The organism is Streptomyces sp. NPDC017448 (assembly GCF_044330565.1).
Taxonomy (GTDB): Bacteria; Actinomycetota; Actinomycetes; order Streptomycetales; family Streptomycetaceae; genus Streptomyces.
Window position 1 is genome coordinate 66,993 of record NZ_JBIRLM010000007.1, and the last position, 18,060, is coordinate 85,052.

Here is an 18,060-nt window from a genome sequence, read left to right on the forward strand (position 1 = left end):
GATCCAATCCTGAGAACTCCTTAGGTGTTCCTTCAGCGCGCAACACCGCACGGTCCCCGGCAGCCCGGGCCCCCCCCCCCCCCCGGGGGGGGGGGGCGCCGCCCCCCACGGCTGCGCGGGGCGGGACCGCTACTGCGCGCCGGGACGCACCAGCCCGCTCTCGTACGCGTACACCGCGGCCTGCACCCGGTCGCGCAGCCCCAGCTTCGTGAGCACATGGCCCACGTGCGTCTTGACCGTCGTCTCGCTGACGAAGAGGTCCGCCGCGATCTCCGCGTTCGACAGCCCCCGCGCCACCAGCTTCAGCACCTCGACCTCGCGGTCCGTCAGCGTGTGCAGGGCGTCCGGCACCGGCTCCTCGCCGGAGGGCAGGTGGTCCGCGTACTTGTCGAGCAGCCGGCGCGTGATGCTCGGCGCGAGCATCGCCTCGCCCGCCGCCACCACCCGGATCGCCTGCACCAGCTCGGCCGCCGGGGCGTCCTTCAGCAGAAAGCCGCTCGCCCCGGCGCGCAACGCCTCCACCACGTACTCGTCGAGGTCGAAGGTGGTCAGCACCAGCACCTTCGCCGGGCCGTCCTTCCCCGGGCCGGTGATCTGACGGGTCGCCTCCACCCCGTCCATCCGCGGCATCCGGATGTCCATCAGCACCACATCGGGCTGCAGCGCCCGCACCTGGTCGATGGCCTGCAGGCCGTCACCGGCCTCGCCGACCACCGCCAGATCGCCTTCCGCCTCCAGGATCATCCGGAAACCGGTGCGCAGCAGAGGCTGGTCGTCGACCAGAAGGACGCGGATCGCCACAGGAACTCCTTAAGGGCCCTCAAGGGCCTCGGTTCGGCCGGCCTCGGCCCGGACCGGTCCCATTCTGCCCTGGTCGCCCCCGCCCGTGTCCGCCGGGCGGACGGGCAGCGGATAGGCCGGCGGAGTCCCGCCGAACTCCGGACATACCGCCCGGTGGTCGCACCAGCCGCACAGCTTCGTCGGCCGGGGCCGCCAGTCGCCCGTCTCCGTCGCCCGCGCGATCGCGTCCCACAGCGCCAGCAGCTTGCGCTCCACCCGCTCCAGATCCGCCATCACCGGGTCGTAGGTCACCACGTCGCCGCTGCCGAGGTAGACCAGCTGGAGGCGGCGCGGCACCACGCCCTTCAACCGCCAGACCACCAGCGCGTAGAAGGTCATCTGGAACAGCGGCCCCTCGGAGTACTCCGGCCGGGGCGCCTTCCCCGTCTTGTAGTCGACGATGCGGACCTCACCGCTCGGTGCCACGTCCACCCGGTCGATCACCCCGCGCAGCCGCAGCCCCGACTCCAGCTCCGTCTCGACGAACATCTCGCGCTCCGCCGGCTCCAGCCGCGTCGGGTCCTCCAACGAGAACCACCGCTCCACCAGCTGCTCCGCCTCGCCCAGCCAGCGCGTCAGCCGCTCGCCCCCGGCGTCCCCGTCGAACAGCTCGCCCAGCTCCGGCCTCGACTCCACCAGCCGGTCCCACTGGCCGGGGACCAGAGCCCGCGCCCGCGGCGCCGTACGGTCGGCCGCGGGGGCGTCGAAGAGGCGCTCCAGCACCGCATGGACCAGAGTGCCGCGGGTAGCCGCTTCGCTGGGCTTCTCCGGCAGCTTGTCGATCACCCGGAAGCGGTAGAGCAAGGGGCACTGCATGAAATCGCTCGCCCGCGACGGCGACAGGGACGTGGGCGGCTGGGGCGGGCGCGGCGCGGAGGTCATGTCTCAAGACCCTACGGCCCGCCACCGACAGCGAGCGGCATACCATCGACGGCAGACCCTCGCACGTGCATGATCGTGGCACAGGCCACACACCGAACCGAAGGGAACCCGTGGACGACAGCGGCGACAGCGGGCGGCCGCAGCCCGGCGCAGGGGGAGCGGGCCCCGGCCCCGGCAAGCCGAAGCGCCCCGCGGAGCCCGGCGGCGGCCTGCTCATGGGCCGCCCCTTCGGCGTGCCCGTCTACGTCGCCCCCAGCTGGTTCGTCGTCGCCGCGCTGATCACCTGGGTGTTCGGCGGCCAGCTCGACCGCGTCCTGCCCGAACTGGGCGGCGCCCGCTATCTGGTCGCCCTCTTCTTCGCCATCGCCTTCTACGCCTCCGTCCTCGTCCACGAACTGGCCCACACGGTCGCCGCGCTGCGCTACAAGCTCCCGGTCCGCCGTATCCAGCTCCAGTTCTTCGGCGGCGTCTCGGAGATCGAGAAGGAGACCGAGACCCCCGGCCGCGAGTTCGTCCTCGCCTTCGTCGGACCGCTCCTGTCGCTGGTCCTCGGCGGTGTCTTCTACGGGGCGATGCAGCTCGTCGAGCCCGGCACCGTCCCCGGCGTCCTGCTCGCCGGCCTGATGATCTCCAACCTCATCGTGGCCGCCTTCAACCTGCTGCCCGGCCTGCCCCTGGACGGCGGCCGGATGCTCCGCGCCGTCGTCTGGAAGATCACCGGCAGGCCCATGAGCGGCACCGTCGCCGCCGCCTGGGTCGGCCGCGCCCTCGCCGTCGTCGTCCTGGTCGGCCTGCCGCTGCTCACCCACACCGGGACGCTCGGCGGCGGCTCCCAGGACATCGGCGGGGTCGAGACCGTCATGGACGCGCTGCTCGCCGCGATCCTCGCCGGCATCATCTGGACCGGGGCGGGGAACAGCCTGCGCATGGCCCGCCTCCGCGAGCACCTGCCCGGCCTCCGGGCCCGCACCCTCACCCGCCGGGCCGTCCCCGTCGAGTCCGCCACCCCGCTCTCCGAAGCGCTGCGCCGGGCCAACGAGGCGGGCGCCCGCGCCCTGGTCGTCGTCGACGGGCAGGGCAACCCCAAGGGCCTCGTCCGCGAGACCGCCATCGTCGGGGTTCCCGACCACCGCCGCCCCTGGGTCGCCGTCAGCGGCCTCGCCCAGGACCTCACCGACGGCATGAGGATCCCCGCGGAGCTGGCCGGCGAGGCCCTCCTGGACCGGCTCAAGGCCACCCCCGCCACCGAGTACCTGGTCGTCGAGGAGACCGGTGAGATCTACGGGGTCCTCTCCACCGCCGACGTGGAGCGCGCCTTCGTCAAGGCCATGGCCCGCCCCGGCTCCTGAGCCCCGCACGGGCGGCGAGGGGCGACGGGAGGCCCCGGAATCACCGGTAGGCTGGTCACATGTCTGAACCGACCGGTGCCGCCCGCCGACGTGGGCCCTTCAAGGTCGGGGACCAGGTACAGCTCACCGACCCCAAGGGCCGCCACTACACCTTCACGCTCGAAGCCGGAAAGAACTTCCACACCCACAAGGGTTCTTTCCCGCACGACGAGCTGATCGGTGCTCCCGAGGGCAGTGTTGTCCGCACCACGGGAAACGTCGCCTACCTCGCGCTGCGCCCCCTGCTCCCCGACTACGTCCTGTCCATGCCCCGCGGCGCCGCCGTGGTCTACCCCAAGGACGCGGGCCAGATCCTGGCCTTCGCCGACATCTTCCCCGGCGCGCGCGTCGTGGAGGCCGGGGTCGGCTCCGGCTCGCTCAGCACCTTCCTGCTGCGCGCCATCGGCGAGCAGGGCATGCTGCACTCCTACGAGCGCCGCGAGGACTTCGCCGAGATCGCCCAGCAGAACGTCGAGCGCTACTTCGGCTCCCCGCACCCGGCCTGGCAGCTGACCGTCGGAGACCTCCAGGACAACCTCTCCGACACCGATGTCGACCGCGTCGTGCTGGACATGCTCGCCCCCTGGGAGTGTCTGGAGGCCGTCTCCAAGGCCCTGGTGCCCGGCGGCATCCTCTGCGCCTACGTGGCCACCACCACCCAGCTCTCACGCACCGTCGAGTCCATCCGCGAGATCGGCTGCTTCGCCGAACCGCAGCCCTGGGAGTCGATGATCCGCAACTGGCACGTGGAGGGCCTCGCCGTCCGCCCCGACCACCGGATGATCGGCCACACCGGCTTCCTGGTCACCGCACGCCGCCTCGCGGACGGCGTCGAGCCGCCGCAGCGCCGCCGCCGCCCCTCCAAGGGCGCCTACGGCGAGGACTACGACGGCCCCAACAGCCGGGGCGGAGCCGCCGCCTCCGAGGGCTGATCCGCTCGACGTACCGGCGCCGCCGCCCGGTTCCCCGACCGACCGGGGCCGGGCGGCGGTGCTTTCTCCGTCGACCCCGCCGTTCCGCCCCGGGTGTGAGGTGTGGCACGATTCCGGCAACCCCTCGGGGCGGCTCCCACCCCCCACCGGGCTCCCAGGAACCATCAGGAGACGTACCGCGTGCAGACACCCGCGCTCCCGGACCTCGCCCACACCGCCGCCAGGCCGGTGCACTGGCTCGCCACGGCCGCGGCGATGGCGGGGGTCGTCGCGCTGGCCGGACTGCTCCAGCCCGGGCCGGCCACCGCGACCGCCACCGCCCCCGAGCAGCGGACCGCCCGACGCGGCGCCCCCGTGCCCGCCCCGGACCCGGCCGGGGTGGACTTCCCGCTGGAGTGCGGCGCGGCCGGGACGACCGTCGCCCGGCACGCCCCCGGCGACCTCGACGGCGACGGGCGGCCGGAAACCGTCGCCGTGGTGCACTGCGACGCCGGATCGGGAACCCCGCCCGCCGGCGTCTACGTCCTGACACGGACGAGCGGGGCCGCACCCCGGGTCGTGGCGACCCTGGTGGACCCCGCTGACCGGAAGTCGGTCGAGGACTTCGCCGTACGCGACGGCACCGTCTTTGCGACCCTCCTCGGCTACTCCTCGCTGGACGTCCCCCGCTGCTGCCCCGACCAGGAGGAACAGGCGTCCTGGCGGTGGCAGGGGCGGGCCTTCGTCCGCAGCTCCGGCGACCTCGCCCGAAGCGCCTGACCCCTCGCTCCCGGGCGAGCCCGCGACCTCCGGGCCGCGCGCCGGCCTGCTAGTCGGCGTCCGGTCCGTACACCTCGACGCTGTCCTTGACGCGCCGTACGTGGATGCAGTCCCCGGGGCATTCCTTGGCCGAATCGACCACGTCCTGGAGGAGCGGCAGCGGCACCGGCGTGGTCGCCCCCGGATCCTGCAGCAGCTCGTCGTCCGCGCTCTTCACATACGCCAGGCCGTCGATGTCCAGCTCGAAGACATCGGGGGCGTACTGCACACAGATGCCGTCGCCCGTACAGAGGTCCTGGTCGATCCAGACCTCCAGGTCCTGCGTGCCACTGTCGCCCGGCGAGTCCTGCTGCACGGTCATGTGTCCTGCCGTTCCTGCGTATCCGAACCAATTGAAGCCAGCCCTGACGGGTGTTGACCGGTTCGACGATACAACCGGCGGCTTTCCGGTGCCGAAGGGTGGGTATTCCCTTGATGTGAGGGAGAGCGCAAGGGTGAAGATCGGACACGCCCCGCAGTCTTTGTGATCTAGGGGTTTCAATCACCACCCACCCAGGTAGGGTCAGGAAGCGTCCAGCTCCCCATGGAGGAGGTGAGGACCGTGGCAGCCCACGACGACGACATCAACCGCGGCATCCGGCCCGCGCGAGGGTCAGAGGACCCAGCCGGCCAGGTTGCCTATCTCGAGCAGGAAATCGCCGTCCTGCGACGTAAGCTCGCCGACTCGCCGCGCCACACGAGGATTCTCGAAGAGCGCATCGTCGAGTTGCAGACCAATCTGGCAGGCGTGTCCGCACAGAACGAGCGGCTCGCCAATACGCTCCGCGAGGCGCGCGACCAGATCGTGGCCCTCAAGGAGGAGGTCGACCGGCTCGCGCAGCCCCCGGCCGGCTTCGGCGTCTTCCTGCAGGCCAACGAGGACGGCACCTGCGACATCTTCACCGGGGGCCGCAAGCTCCGGGTGAACGTCAGCCCCAGTGTCGAGCTCGAAGACCTGCGGCGTGGCCAGGAGGTCATGCTCAACGAAGCGCTCAACGTGGTCGAGGCCATGGAGTTCGAGCGCGCCGGGGACATCGTCACCCTCAAGGAGATCCTGGAGGACGGCGAGCGCGCCCTGGTGGTGGGACACACCGACGAGGAGAGGGTGGTGCGGCTCGCCGAGCCGCTGCTCAACCTCACCATCCGCTCCGGCGACGCCCTCCTCCTGGACTCCCGATCGGGTTACGTCTACGAGGTGGTCCCCAAGAGCGAGGTCGAGGAGCTCGTCCTCGAAGAGGTGCCGGACATCGACTACGACAAGATCGGCGGCCTGGGCGACCAGATCGAGCTGATCCGCGACGCGGTCGAACTTCCGTACCTGCACCCCGACCTCTTCAAGGAGCACGAGCTCCGCCCGCCGAAAGGCATCCTGCTCTACGGCCCGCCCGGCTGCGGCAAGACGCTCATCGCCAAGGCCGTCGCCAACTCGCTCGCCAAGAAGGTCGCCGAGGTGACCGGGCAGCCCGCGGGGAAGAGCTACTTCCTCAATATCAAGGGCCCCGAGCTGCTCAACAAGTACGTCGGCGAGACCGAGCGGCACATTCGCCTGGTCTTCCAGCGGGCGAGGGAGAAGGCGAGCGAGGGCACCCCCGTCATCGTCTTCTTCGACGAGATGGAGTCGCTCTTCCGCACCCGCGGCAGCGGCGTCAGCTCGGACGTGGAGAACACCATCGTCCCGCAGCTGCTCGCCGAGATCGACGGGGTGGAGGGCCTGGAGAACGTCATCGTCATCGGCGCCTCCAACCGCGAGGACATGATCGACCCCGCCATCCTGCGCCCCGGCCGCCTCGACGTGAAGATCAAGATCGAGCGTCCGGACGCCGAGGCCGCGAAGGACATCTTCGCCAAGTACCTGACCCCCTCCCTCCCGCTGCACGCGGACGACCTCTCCGAGCACACCGGCTCGCGCGAGGCCGCCGCCCACGCCATGATCCAGTCGGTCGTGGAGCGCATGTACACGGAGTCCGAGGAGAACCGCTTCCTGGAGGTCACGTACGCCAACGGCGACAAGGAAGTCCTGTACTTCAAGGACTTCAACTCCGGCGCGATGATTCAGAACATCGTCGACCGGGCCAAGAAAATGGCCATCAAGGCATTCCTGGAACAAGGCCAGAAGGGGCTGCGGGTCGCCCATCTGCTGCAGGCCTGCGTGGACGAGTTCAAGGAGAACGAGGACCTGCCGAACACCACCAACCCGGACGACTGGGCCAGGATTTCCGGAAAGAAGGGCGAGCGGATCGTCTTCATCCGCACCCTCGTCACCGGAAAGCAGGGCGCGGACACCGGACGCTCCATCGACACGGTGGCCAATACCGGCCAGTACCTGTAATGCACGGACCGGCTGCGGAAGGCCCGACAGGGCCTCCGCGGCCGGTCGCATTCCCCGTTCCGGCCACGCCGGAGCAATGTCGTAATTGATCTCCCCACCGGCGCAGAGGCGCTCTAGGCTCTGCGGTACCGCCGAGTCGCGCAGTGCGGTGTCGGGCACCACACACGCACCGGACCCAGAAGCGGTACGTGAGCGTCGCTCCCGGAGGGGACCGACGCCGGGCAAGGAGGGCCGCATGACCGTACGGCGAGTAATGGGCATCGAGACGGAGTACGGGATCTCCGTCCCCGGCCACCCCAACGCCAATGCCATGCTCACCTCGTCCCAGATCGTCAACGCCTACGCGGCGGCGATGCACCGGGCGCGGCGCGCCCGCTGGGACTTCGAGGAGGAGAACCCGCTGCGTGACGCGCGAGGCTTCGACCTCGCCCGGGAGACCGCCGACTCCAGCCAGCTCACCGACGAGGACATCGGCCTCGCCAACGTCATCCTCACCAACGGCGCCCGGCTCTACGTCGACCACGCGCACCCCGAGTACAGCTCCCCCGAGATCACCAATCCGCGCGACGCGGTGCTCTGGGACAAGGCCGGCGAGCGGATCATGGCGGAGGCCGCCGAGCGGGCGGCCGCCATCCCGGGCGCCCAGCCGATCCACCTCTACAAGAACAACACCGACAACAAGGGCGCCTCCTACGGCACGCACGAGAACTACCTCATGCGCCGGGAGACGCCGTTCTCGGACATCGTGCGCCACCTGACGCCGTTCTTCGTCTCCCGCCAGGTCGTCACGGGGGCGGGCCGCGTCGGCATCGGCCAGGACGGCCAGGAGCACGGCTTCCAGATCAGCCAGCGCGCCGACTACTTCGAGGTCGAGGTCGGCCTGGAGACCACGCTCAAGCGCCCCATCATCAACACCCGGGACGAGCCCCACTCCGACGCCGAGAAGTACCGCCGGCTCCACGTGATCATCGGGGACGCCAACCTCTCGGAGATCTCCACCTACCTCAAGCTCGGCACCACCTCCCTGGTGCTGTCCATGATCGAGGACGCGTTCATCACCGTCGACCTCGCGGTCGACCAGCCCGTCCGCACCCTGCACGAGGTCTCGCACGACCCGGACCTGGGCCGGCTGATCACGCTCCGCAACGGCCGGACGCTCACCGCCGTCCAGCTCCAGATGGAGTACTTCGAGCTGGCCCGCAAGTACGTCGACGAGCGGTACGGGACGGACGCCGACGAGCAGACCAAGGACGTCCTGGCCCGCTGGGAGGACACGCTCAACCGGCTGGAGACCGACCCGATGAGCCTGTCGGGGGAGCTGGACTGGATCGCCAAGCGGGAGCTGATGGAGGGTTACCGCCGCCGCGACGCACTGGACTGGGACGCCCCCCGGCTCCACCTGGTGGACCTCCAGTACGCGGACGTACGCCCCGACAAGGGGCTGTACAACCGTCTGGCCGCCCGCGGGAAGATCAAGCGGCTGCTGGACGAGGACGAGATCACCCGGGCCCGCACGAAGCCGCCGGAGGACACCAGGGCGTATTTCCGGGGCCGCTGCCTGGAGCAGTACGCCGACGACGTGGCGGCCGCCTCCTGGGACTCGGTGATCTTCGACCTGCCGGACCGTGACTCACTGCAACGGGTGCCCACCCTGGAGCCGCTGCGCGGGACCAAGGAGCACGTCCAGGAGCTGCTGGACCGCTGCCGTACGGCGGAGGAGCTGGTCCGGACCCTGTCGGGCGGCTGAAAGTCCTCCGGGGTGGGAATCAATCACCCGAGGCCCGGACGTTGAACAACTACCGGGCCAGATGTCGGGCCCCGTGGGTAGGGTCTGATCAAGAGCTTCGATTGCTTCGAACCGAGCGGGGTGAGCTACATGGCGACCAAGGACACCGGCGGCGGACAGCAGAAGGCGACGCGTTCCACCGAGGAGGTCGAGGAGCAGGCGCAGGACGCGCAGGCGTCCGAGGACCTCGCGGAACGCCAGGAGAAGCTGAGCGACGACGTCGACTCGGTCCTGGACGAGATCGACGACGTCCTGGAGGAGAACGCCGAGGACTTCGTGAGGTCGTTCGTCCAGAAGGGCGGGCAGTAGTCCGTCCGCGCGGGCGCCCGGGGCTCCCGGGCGCCCGCCCGGACCGCGGGGGAGACGGGGCGGCGGCACGCGTCGCCGCTCCGGCCGCCCGCCGGGGGCCGCTTCCCGGCCCCGCCGGATCGGTGCGGACAACCTCCACCGAACATGTGGATCACTCCCGTCGGACGGGTAGGGTCCTGGCGTACGTGCTTCAACGGCAATTCGGCCATCGGCAAGTTGGGGGATGATCCTGACTGTCTTGCGCAGGGCCATCGCATACCTGGAGGGAAACGCGTGGAAGCCAACACTCGTAGCACCGGGCGTCTACCAGCTGCCTTCCTGACGCCGGGTTCGTCCTCGTTCATGGACTTCCTGTCGGACCAGTCGCCCGAGATGCTCCCGGGCAACCGGAGCCTGCCGCCGCTCCAGGGGGCCATCGAGGCGCCGCACGGGACGACCATCGTCGCCGCGTCCTTCCCCGGCGGCGTGGTCCTCGCCGGCGACCGGCGCGCCACCATGGGCAACATGATCGCGCAGCGCGACATCGAGAAGGTCTTCCCGGCCGACGAGTACTCGGCGGTGGGCATCGCCGGCACCGCCGGACTGGCCGTGGAGATGGTCAAGCTGTTCCAGCTGGAGCTGGAGCACTTCGAGAAGGTCGAGGGCGCCCAGCTCTCCCTGGAGGGCAAGGCCAACCGCCTCTCCACCATGATCCGTTCCAACCTCGCGATGGCCATGCAGGGCCTCGCCGTCGTGCCCCTGTTCGCGGGCTACGACGTCGACCGCGAGAAGGGCCGCATCTTCTCCTACGACGTCACCGGCGGCCGCTCCGAGGAGAACGGCTACGCCGCCACCGGCTCCGGGTCGATCTTCGCCCGCGGCTCGATGAAGAAGCTCTACCGCGAGGACCTGACGGAGGAGCAGGCCCTCACCCTCGTCGTGCAGGCGCTGTACGACGCGGCGGACGACGACTCGGCGACCGGCGGGCCGGACGTGGCCCGCCGCATCTACCCGATCGTCACCGTCATCACCGACGACGGCTTCCGGAGGCTGACCGACCAGGAGTCCGCCGAGATCGCGCGTTCCGTCCTGGAACGCCGCCTCGAGCAGCCCGACGGCCCGCGCGCCGCGCTGCTCTGACCCGGACCCCTGCGGGGCGCTCCGTCCGGATCGTGGCCGGCCCCGTGAGCCCGGCATGATCCGAACGAGAGGCCCGAGCCTCCCCCGACGCACTCGTCACTGACAGAAAGGGACGGATAGCCGGTGTCGACGCCGTTCTATGTCTCACCCCAGCAGGCCATGGCCGACCGGGCGGAATACGCCCGCAAGGGCATCGCCCGTGGTCGCAGCCTCGTTGTGCTGCAGTACGCCGACGGCATTGTGTTCGTCGGCGAGAACCCGTCCCGCGCACTCCACAAGTTCAGCGAGATCTACGACCGGATCGGCTTCGCGGCCGCCGGCAAGTACAACGAGTACGAGAACCTCCGCATCGGCGGAGTGCGCTACGCCGATCTGCGTGGTTACACCTACGACCGGGACGACGTGACGGCCCGTGGGCTGGCCAACGTCTACGCGCAGACGCTCGGCACCATCTTCTCCAGCGCCGCCGAGAAGCCGTACGAGGTGGAGCTGGTGGTCGCCGAGGTCGGCGCCGAGCCCGAGGGCGACCAGATCTACCGGCTGCCGCACGACGGTTCGATCGTGGACGAGCACGGCTCGGTCGCGGTCGGCGGCAACGCCGAGCAGATCAGCAGCTTCCTCGACCAGCGCCACCGCGACGGCATGACGCTGGCCGAGGCGCTCAAGCTCGCCGTGCAGGCGCTCTCGCGGGAGCCCGGCGGCGGGGAGCGGGAGATCCCCGCCGAGCGGCTGGAGGTCGCGGTCCTGGACCGGACCCGCCCCCAGCAGCGCAAGTTCAAGCGGATCGTCGGGCGTCAGCTGGCCCGGCTGCTGGACACGGACGCCGCGGGCAGCACGCCCACGGACGCCCCGTCCGACACCGAGGAGAACGACGCCCCCGGCACCGGCGGCGCGGCCGCCTCCACCGAGGAGTAGCGGGCAGCGCCCGGCGGCACTCCCGGGCAGCGGCCCGGGGGCGCCGCCGTCTCATGCCCCGGGCCCGGCGGGCGGCGGTGCGGTGGAGCCGCGTACGACGAGCCGGACCGGCAGCCCCCCGGGCTCCACGGGGCGGCCGTCCAGCACGGCGAGCAGCGCCTCCATGCCCCGCTCGCCGACCCGCTCCGCCGGGAGCCGCACCGTGGTCAGCTCCGGCTCCAGGGCGGTCGCCAGCGCCAGATCGTCGAACCCCGTGACCGACAGTTCGTCCGGCACCCGCAGTCCGAGCCGCCGGGCTGCCTTGCAGGCGCCCGCCGCCAGGATGTCGTCGTCGCAGACGATCGCGGTGGGCCTCTCCCCGGCGGCCGCCAGCGCCTGTTCCACGGCCTCCCGGCCCGCCCGCACGTCCAGCGCCGCCCGGACGGTCCGGACCGCGGCGCCCTCCACCGCGCCCAGCGCCTCGTGCAGCGCACCGGCGCGCACCGCGAACGTCCAGGTGTCCACGGCGGACGCCAGATGCAGGAAACGGCGGTGGCCGAGGCCCAGCAGATGGCCCGTCACCTGCCGCATCCCATCGGCGATATCGAGGTTCACCCGGGCGGCCGGCCCGGAGTCCGACGGATCGCTGTCCAGCATCACCAGCGGCAGGTCCGCCCCGTGCAGCGCCTCCAGCGCGCCGGCGGCCATCGAGGAGGCGATGACCCCGTCGAGCGCGGCGCGGGCCGAGGCGAACGGATCCCGGGCCGGGCCCGTGCCGTCCGGCGAGGGGTAGAGCACCACCCCGAAGTCGTGCTCGGCGGCGAGCGCCGCGGCCCCGGCGTACACCCGGGCGAAGAACTCGTTGGTGAGCGCGGGCACCACCAGCAGGGCGGTCCTGGTCCGCCCGAGCCGCAGACTCCGGGCCGCCAGATTGGGCCGGTAGCCGAGCTCGGAGGCCGCGTCCCGCACCCGCCGGGCCGTGGCCTCCGACACCCGGCCCGGCCACTTCCCGCCGAGCACCAGGGAGACCGTCGCCTGGGAGACGCCCGCCGCGCGGGCCACGTCGCGGCTGGTGGGCCGGGCGGGGACGGGCTGCTGCGCGCTGGTCACTCGTGCCTCCGTGCGGGATGTTCCGTGACGCCGCGAGGTGGACCCGCGGACTGCGCACATGGTACGTATGAGCCTCGACGTTATACGTAACACTTCGGTGCGCGCGGGCGGCCGGGGCGGAGAGGGGCGGACATGGCCGCGGGATATCTGGACATCCTCCGGGCGCCGCACGCGGCCCGGCTGCTGACGGGCACCCTGGTGGGGCGGCTGCCCAACGGAACCGCGCACATCGCCCTCGTGCTCTTCACCCGCGCGGAGGGCGGCAGCTACACCCTGGCCGGGGCGCTCGCCGCCGCCTACGGGCTGGCCACCGCCGTGGGGCAGCCGCTGCTCGGCCGCGCCGTCGACCTGTACGGGCAGCCGCGGGTCCAGCTCCCGGCCGCCGTGCTCTCCGCGCTCGGGATGGCCCTGCTGGCGCTCACCGGCCTCGGCTCGCTCCCGCTGGCCTACCTCGCCGTCGTCATCGCCGGGGTCGCCACACCGCCCCTGGAGGGCGGTCTGCGGGCCCTGTGGCCCAGCGTCCTCAAGGGCGAGGGTCAGGTGCACCGGGCCTACGCCATGGACGCCGTGGCGCAGGAGATCATGTTCACCGTCGGGCCGCTCCTGGTGACGCTGCTCGTCTCGCTGCGGTCCCCGGCCGCGGCGCTGCTCGTCATCAACGCCCTCGGCGTCCTCGGCGCGCTCTCGGTCGTCCTGTCCGAGCCCTCGCGCACCTGGCGCTCCGCGCCCCGCGAGGCGCACTGGCTCGGCGCCCTGCGCTCGCCCGGACTCCTCGCGCTCCTGGGCGCGTTCTTCTTCGTCGGGCTCGCCCTCGGCTCCATCACGGTGGCCGCGGTGGCGTACGCCGACGACCACGGGCGGGAGTCGGTGTACGGCTGGCTGATGGCCGCGCTCGGCCTCGGCGCGCTGATCGGCGGCCTGCTCTACGGAGCGCGGCAGTGGACGGGCGCCCCCGAGAAGCGGCTGCGGGTCATCGTCGGGCTGCTGGCGCTGGGCTACCTGCCGCTGGTGCTCACGCCCTCGGTCCCGGTCATGACCGCCCTCGCCGCCCTCGCCGGGGTGTTCCTCGCCCCGGCCATCGCCTGCTCCTTCATCGTGGTCGACCGGCACGCCCCGCGCGGCACGGTGACCGAGGCGTTCTCCTGGCTGGTCACCACGTTCGGCGTAGGCGCCGCGGCCGGCACGGCCGCCGCCGGCCCCGCGGCCGAACTCGGCTCGACCGCCTGGAGCTTCGCCGTCGCGGGGGCCGGGGGGGTGGCGGCCCTGGTCGTCCTGCTGGCCACCGGGAGGCTTCTCGCGGCTCCCGTCCGCACGGGCGCGGTCGCGACGGGATCGGAAAATGATCGAAACGGTGCCGTCGAACCCGGTTTCAGCTCGGGCCATAAGGCGTAATGTTCAGTCATGGACCGCCGCATTTTCGGGCTGGAGAACGAGTACGGCGTCACGTGCACGTTCAGGGGACAGCGCCGACTGTCACCTGACGAAGTGGCGCGCTACCTCTTCCGCCGTGTTGTGTCATGGGGCCGCAGCAGCAACGTCTTTCTGCGGAACGGCGCCCGCCTCTACCTCGACGTGGGATCGCATCCGGAATATGCGACACCGGAGTGCGACAACGTGACCGAACTCGTCACGCACGACAAGGCGGGCGAGCGCATTCTGGAAGGCCTGCTCGTCGACGCCGAACGCCGCCTGCACGAGGAGGGAATCGCGGGCGACGTCTATCTCTTCAAGAACAACACCGACTCGGCGGGAAACTCCTACGGCTGCCACGAGAACTACCTCGTGGCCCGGCACGGGGAATTCTCCCGACTCGCGGACATCCTCATTCCGTTCCTCGTCACCCGGCAGCTGATCTGCGGCGCGGGCAAGGTGCTCCAGACCCCGCGCGGCGCTGTCTACTGCGTCAGCCAGCGCGCCGAGCACATCTGGGAGGGCGTCAGCTCCGCGACGACCCGCTCCCGGCCGATCATCAACACCCGCGACGAACCGCACGCCGACGCCGAGCGGTACCGCCGCCTCCACGTCATCGTCGGTGACTCGAACATGTCCGAGACGACCATGCTGCTCAAGGTCGGCGCCACCGACCTGGTGCTCCGCATGATCGAGGCGGGCACGGTGATGCGCGACCTGACCCTGGAGAACCCGATCCGGGCGATCCGCGAGGTCAGCCACGACCTCACCGGCCGCCGCAAGGTGCGGCTGGCCAGCGGCCGGGAGGCGTCGGCCATCGAGGTCCAGCGGGAGTACTACGAGAAGGCCGTGGACTTCGTCGAGCGCCGGGGCATCCGCACCGGGACCGTCGACCGGGTCCTGGAGCTGTGGGGCCGCACCCTCGACGCGGTCGAGGCCGAGGACCTCGACCGGATCGACACCGAGATCGACTGGGTCATGAAGTACAAGCTCATCGAGCGGTACCGGGCCAAGCACAACATGACCATGTCGAATCCGCGGGTCGCCCAGATAGACCTCGCCTACCACGACATCCACCGCCGCCGCGGACTCTTCTACCTCCTGGAGAAGAAGGGGCAGACCGCCCGCATCTGCAACGACCTCAAGATCTTCGAGGGCAAGACGGTGCCCCCGCAGACCACCCGGGCGCGGCTGCGCGGCGACTTCATCCGCCGGGCGCAGGAGCAGCGCAGGGACTTCACCGTCGACTGGGTCCACCTCAAGCTCAACGACCAGGCGCAGCGCACAGTTCTGTGCAAGGACCCGTTCCGCTCCGTCGACGAGCGGGTGGAGAAGCTGATCGCCGGCATGTGACCGGCTCGCGGCTCCCTCGGCGACCGTGCGCCGCCGGGAGCGGCGCGGCGGACGCCGGACAGGACGCGGCCCCGGCCCGTGCGGGAGCACGGACCGGGGCCGCGTCGCGTGCCGGCCGGGTCCGCCTCCGCCGTACGCGGATGACGGCCGCCGGAGCTCTTTCCGTCCTACGCGAGCGAGGCGACGGCTCGGGGCGAACCGGCCATGCTAGCCGCCCGGGGGCGGAGCCGTGTCGGGACTCGTGGTGCCCCTGGGGTGAGGTCGTACAGTGGCGGGACTTGCCCGGAGCCCCCTACTCGCGAGTTGGACTGATGAACCCCACGAAGACTGCCCGGTACGCCGCCGCCGCACTGGTCGTGCCCGCCCTCCTGTTCACCGCCGCCTGCGGGTCCGACTCCAAGGACGACGACGCGCCGAAGTCGGGGCCCGTCGGGAAGGTGTCCGGAAAGTTCGGCGCCGAGCCCGAGATCGAGGTGCCCAAGGGCGCCAAGGCCGCCGAGGAGATCGTGGTGGAGGACGTGTCCACCGGTGACGGCGCCGAGGTGAAGAAGGGCGACATCGTCCGCCTGGACTTCGCCGGCAACCTGGAGGCGCTCGGCTCCACCTGGGCCCAGCGGCAGAACGCCCCGACGAAGGGCCCGCGCGCCCAGGTCGTCCAGGAGATCGGCCAGCAGGGCCAGATGCTGCCGACCAAGGTCGCCGACGCGCTGGCCGGTCACAAGGTCGGCAGCCGGGTCCAGGTCGAGGGCACGGCCGAGGCGATCGTCGGTGAGCAGCTGAACCCGCAGTCCGGGATCAAGCCCTCCGACCCGCTGGTCTGGGTCGTCGACATCGTCAACGCCAAGAAGGTCGACAAGAAGGGCGAGGCGAAGGGCGAGCAGGCCGCCAGCGAGGCCGGGATGCCCAAGGTCGAGGCGGCGTCGCAGAAGGCCGCGACGATCACCATCCCCAAGGGCGAGAAGGCTCCCAAGGACCTCAAGGAGCAGGTGCTGATCAAGGGCGACGGAGCCGAGGTCAAGGCCGGCGAGGGCCTGGTCGTCCAGTACACCGGGGTGAAGTGGGAGGACGGCGAGAAGTTCGACTCCTCCTGGGACCACGGCGGCGCGAGCGCCTTCCCGATCGGTGTCGGCGGCGTCATCCAGGGCTGGGACAAGGGTCTGGTCGGCAAGCACGTCGGCGACCGCGTCCTGCTGACCATCCCGCCGAACCAGGCGTACGGCGCCGACCCGTCGAACCAGCTGGCCAAGAACAACCTGGTCTTCGTCGTCGACATCCTCGGCACCGTCTGACCGGCGGCACGGCCCCGTACGGTCCGAGCGACGGGGCGACCCGTGCGAAACTTGTGGCCCCCAAGATTTTTTAGGAGCAGTTCAGTGAGCATCGAGAAGCCCGAGGTCGACTTCCCGGGCGGCGAGCCGCCGGCCGACCTGGAGATCAAGGACATCTGGGAGGGCGACGGCCCGGTGGCCCAGGCGGGCCAGACCGTCTCCGTCCACTACGTGGGTGTCTCCTTCTCCACCGGCGAGGAGTTCGACGCCTCCTGGAACCGCGGCACCCCGCTGCAGTTCCAGCTCGGCGCCGGTCAGGTCATCGCCGGCTGGGACCAGGGCGTCCAGGGCATGAAGGTCGGCGGCCGCCGCCAGCTGACCATCCCCGCCCACCTCGCCTACGGCGACCGCGGCGCCGGCGGCAAGATCGCCCCCGGCGAGACGCTGATCTTCGTCTGCGACCTCGTCGCGGTCTGATCGGCTCCGCGTGTGCGACATGAGGGCCCCCGCCGTCCGGCGGGGGCCCTCCGCGCTCCGCGGCGGGGGTCCCCGGCGCCCTCCGGCGAGGAGCTCCGCGCCGTCCGCGGCGGCCCTTCGCCGAGGGGCGGCCGGAAGCCCGGCTTTGGTCCGCACACCCCGGGGCGGTACGGTCGACCGTCGTAGAGCACCAGAGAAAGGGCGCCGATGGCGATTGCCAAGGCCGAGCGGTTGATGAACCTCGCGCTGTGCCTGCTGGGAACCCGGCGCCCGCTCAGCAAGCGCGAACTCCGCGGCTCCATCGAGGCGTACCTCGAAGCGGGCTCCGACGACTCCTTCAACCGGATGTTCGAGCGGGACAAGGACGATCTGCGGGAGCTGGGCCTCGTCATCGAGACCGTCGAGAACCTCGACGGCGACATCGGCTACCTGGCCCGCCGCGACAGCAACCGGCTGCCCCCCATCACCCTGGACGCCGAGGAGGCCGCCGCCCTCGGCCTCGCCGCCAAGGTCTGGCAGCAGGCCCGCCTCGCCGGGGCCGCCAGCGGGGCCCTGCAGAAGCTGCGTGCCGCCGGCATGCCCGAGTCCGAGGACGCCTACGAGGTCCACAGCGCCCTCGAACCCCGCATCCCCGTCCACGAGGCCGCCTTCGAACCCCTCATGCTGGCCTGCCGCGACCGCCGGCCCGTCACCTTCGACTACCGCAAGGCCAACTCCGCCCGCGCCGAGCAGCGCCACGTCGAACCCTGGACCCTCGAATGCTGGCGGGGCCACTGGTACCTCGCGGGCTGGGACCGCGAGCGCGGCGCCGAACGCGTCTTCCGGCTCTCCCGCATCACCGGCAAGGTCCGCTCCCGCGCCGGGGCGTTCACCGCCGAGGTGCCCGACGTGGTCACCGTCCGCGAGACCGTGGAGAGCTGGGCCGGCGAGGTCGCCACCCGTACCGCCCGGATCAGGCTCCGCGCCGGGGCCGGCTATCCCCTGCGGTCGCGCGCGACAGCGGTACGGGAACGCGGCGACGGGTGGGACGAGCTGGAGATCCCGTACGGGCACGGCCTCGACGCCTGGCTCGTCGAGTTCGGGCCGGACGTCGTCGTGGAGGAACCCGCCGATCTGCGGGCCGATGTGGTGGACCGGCTCCGCGCCGTGGCCAAGGACTAGGGGA

General features: G+C 71.4%; 17 protein-coding genes and 1 pseudogene. 14 read left to right on the forward strand and 4 right to left on the reverse strand.

Annotated elements, in window-relative coordinates; translation table 11 throughout:
- Positions 1-129: 129 nt before the first annotated feature.
- Both ACH4K1_RS14105 and ACH4K1_RS14110 read right to left on the reverse strand, forming a co-directional pair.
- Positions 130-801 (reverse strand): response regulator transcription factor, encoded by a 672-nt coding sequence (locus ACH4K1_RS14105; protein ID WP_073769744.1) that lies wholly within the window; start codon positions 799-801, stop codon positions 130-132.
- A 9-nt stretch (positions 802-810) separates the two neighbouring features.
- Positions 811-1,656, reverse strand: coding sequence for a RecB family exonuclease (locus ACH4K1_RS14110; RefSeq protein ID WP_398089710.1), 846 nt, complete (start codon positions 1,654-1,656; stop codon positions 811-813).
- 176 nt (positions 1,657-1,832) lie between these two features.
- On the opposite strand from ACH4K1_RS14110, the gene ACH4K1_RS14115 reads away from it, so the two are divergent.
- The 3 genes from ACH4K1_RS14115 (at position 1,833) to ACH4K1_RS14125 (ending at position 4,801) form a co-directional block, all read left to right on the forward strand.
- On the forward strand, positions 1,833-3,071 hold the full coding sequence (locus ACH4K1_RS14115; protein WP_398089374.1) for a site-2 protease family protein: 1,239 nt from the start codon (positions 1,833-1,835) through the stop codon (positions 3,069-3,071).
- Between the two features lie 59 nt (positions 3,072-3,130).
- A complete protein-coding gene (locus ACH4K1_RS14120; protein ID WP_228991368.1) occupies positions 3,131-4,042 on the forward strand; it encodes a tRNA (adenine-N1)-methyltransferase in 912 nt (303 codons plus the stop codon).
- A 180-nt stretch (positions 4,043-4,222) separates the two neighbouring features.
- Positions 4,223-4,801, forward strand: a complete 579-nt coding sequence (locus ACH4K1_RS14125; protein WP_398089376.1) for a hypothetical protein — start codon at positions 4,223-4,225, stop codon at positions 4,799-4,801.
- A gap of 49 nt (positions 4,802-4,850) precedes the next feature.
- Here ACH4K1_RS14125 and ACH4K1_RS14130 read toward each other — a convergent pair whose 3' ends face one another.
- Positions 4,851-5,162 (reverse strand): ferredoxin, encoded by a 312-nt coding sequence (locus ACH4K1_RS14130; protein ID WP_397673629.1) that lies wholly within the window; start codon positions 5,160-5,162, stop codon positions 4,851-4,853.
- 240 nt (positions 5,163-5,402) lie between these two features.
- Between ACH4K1_RS14130 and arc the strand changes: the two genes are divergently transcribed.
- From arc to prcA, 6 genes and pseudogenes are all read left to right on the forward strand, one after another.
- The gene (gene arc, locus ACH4K1_RS14135; protein ID WP_228991365.1) at positions 5,403-7,169 is read left to right on the forward strand and encodes a proteasome ATPase; all 1,767 of its coding nucleotides are present in this window, start codon (positions 5,403-5,405) and stop codon (positions 7,167-7,169) included.
- Between the two features lie 235 nt (positions 7,170-7,404).
- A complete protein-coding gene (dop, locus tag ACH4K1_RS14140; protein ID WP_398089379.1) occupies positions 7,405-8,916 on the forward strand; it encodes a depupylase/deamidase Dop in 1,512 nt (503 codons plus the stop codon).
- 129 nt (positions 8,917-9,045) lie between these two features.
- Positions 9,046-9,264: a ubiquitin-like protein Pup gene (locus ACH4K1_RS14145; protein ID WP_003970166.1), complete on the forward strand. Its 219-nt coding sequence runs from the start codon at positions 9,046-9,048 to the stop codon at positions 9,262-9,264.
- Positions 9,265-9,407: 143 nt separating this feature from the next.
- Positions 9,408-9,586, forward strand: a pseudogene (locus ACH4K1_RS14150) (endonuclease domain-containing protein); the annotation flags it as partial.
- Entirely contained in the window at positions 9,538-10,383 is an 846-nt protein-coding gene (gene prcB, locus ACH4K1_RS14155; RefSeq protein ID WP_228991363.1) for a proteasome subunit beta, read from the forward strand. The pseudogene ACH4K1_RS14150 and the gene prcB, both read left to right, overlap by 49 nt.
- Positions 10,384-10,506: 123 nt before the next feature.
- Complete coding sequence (prcA, locus tag ACH4K1_RS14160; protein WP_398089381.1) at positions 10,507-11,298, forward strand: proteasome subunit alpha; 792 nt, start codon at positions 10,507-10,509, stop codon at positions 11,296-11,298.
- Positions 11,299-11,349: 51 nt separating this feature from the next.
- On the opposite strand, the gene ACH4K1_RS14165 is transcribed toward prcA, so the two are convergent.
- Positions 11,350-12,387, reverse strand: coding sequence for a LacI family DNA-binding transcriptional regulator (locus tag ACH4K1_RS14165; protein WP_398089383.1), 1,038 nt, complete (start codon positions 12,385-12,387; stop codon positions 11,350-11,352).
- A gap of 132 nt (positions 12,388-12,519) precedes the next feature.
- Between ACH4K1_RS14165 and ACH4K1_RS14170 the strand changes: the two genes are divergently transcribed.
- From ACH4K1_RS14170 to ACH4K1_RS14190, 5 genes are all read left to right on the forward strand, one after another.
- The gene (locus ACH4K1_RS14170) at positions 12,520-13,779 is read left to right on the forward strand and encodes an MFS transporter (RefSeq protein ID WP_398089385.1); all 1,260 of its coding nucleotides are present in this window, start codon (positions 12,520-12,522) and stop codon (positions 13,777-13,779) included.
- 9 nt (positions 13,780-13,788) lie between these two features.
- On the forward strand, positions 13,789-15,150 hold the full coding sequence (gene pafA / locus ACH4K1_RS14175) for a Pup--protein ligase (RefSeq protein ID WP_398089387.1): 1,362 nt from the start codon (positions 13,789-13,791) through the stop codon (positions 15,148-15,150).
- Positions 15,151-15,461: 311 nt separating this feature from the next.
- On the forward strand, positions 15,462-16,439 hold the full coding sequence (locus tag ACH4K1_RS14180) for an FKBP-type peptidyl-prolyl cis-trans isomerase (protein ID WP_398089388.1): 978 nt from the start codon (positions 15,462-15,464) through the stop codon (positions 16,437-16,439).
- A gap of 84 nt (positions 16,440-16,523) precedes the next feature.
- Positions 16,524-16,895, forward strand: coding sequence for an FKBP-type peptidyl-prolyl cis-trans isomerase (locus tag ACH4K1_RS14185; protein WP_073769758.1), 372 nt, complete (start codon positions 16,524-16,526; stop codon positions 16,893-16,895).
- A 207-nt stretch (positions 16,896-17,102) separates the two neighbouring features.
- The gene (locus ACH4K1_RS14190) at positions 17,103-18,056 is read left to right on the forward strand and encodes a YafY family protein (protein ID WP_228991357.1); all 954 of its coding nucleotides are present in this window, start codon (positions 17,103-17,105) and stop codon (positions 18,054-18,056) included.
- Positions 18,057-18,060: the final 4 nt, after the last annotated feature.

Bases quoted from the DNA above. Each gene is read 5' to 3' on its own strand.
- pafA (WP_398089387.1), top strand. From the start codon at position 13,789: ATGGACCGCCGCATTTTCGGGCTGGAGAACGAGTACGGCGTCACGTGC.
- ACH4K1_RS14145 (WP_003970166.1), top strand. From the start codon at position 9,046: ATGGCGACCAAGGACACCGGCGGCGGACAGCAGAAGGCGACGCGTTCC.
- ACH4K1_RS14110 (WP_398089710.1), bottom strand. From the start codon at position 1,656: ATGCAGTGCCCCTTGCTCTACCGCTTCCGGGTGATCGACAAGCTGCCG.
- dop (WP_398089379.1), top strand. From the start codon at position 7,405: ATGACCGTACGGCGAGTAATGGGCATCGAGACGGAGTACGGGATCTCC.
- ACH4K1_RS14170 (WP_398089385.1), top strand. From the start codon at position 12,520: ATGGCCGCGGGATATCTGGACATCCTCCGGGCGCCGCACGCGGCCCGG.
- ACH4K1_RS14130 (WP_397673629.1), bottom strand. From the start codon at position 5,162: ATGACCGTGCAGCAGGACTCGCCGGGCGACAGTGGCACGCAGGACCTG.
- ACH4K1_RS14180 (WP_398089388.1), top strand. From the start codon at position 15,462: ATGAACCCCACGAAGACTGCCCGGTACGCCGCCGCCGCACTGGTCGTG.
- ACH4K1_RS14190 (WP_228991357.1), top strand. From the start codon at position 17,103: ATGGCGATTGCCAAGGCCGAGCGGTTGATGAACCTCGCGCTGTGCCTG.
- ACH4K1_RS14120 (WP_228991368.1), top strand. From the start codon at position 3,131: ATGTCTGAACCGACCGGTGCCGCCCGCCGACGTGGGCCCTTCAAGGTC.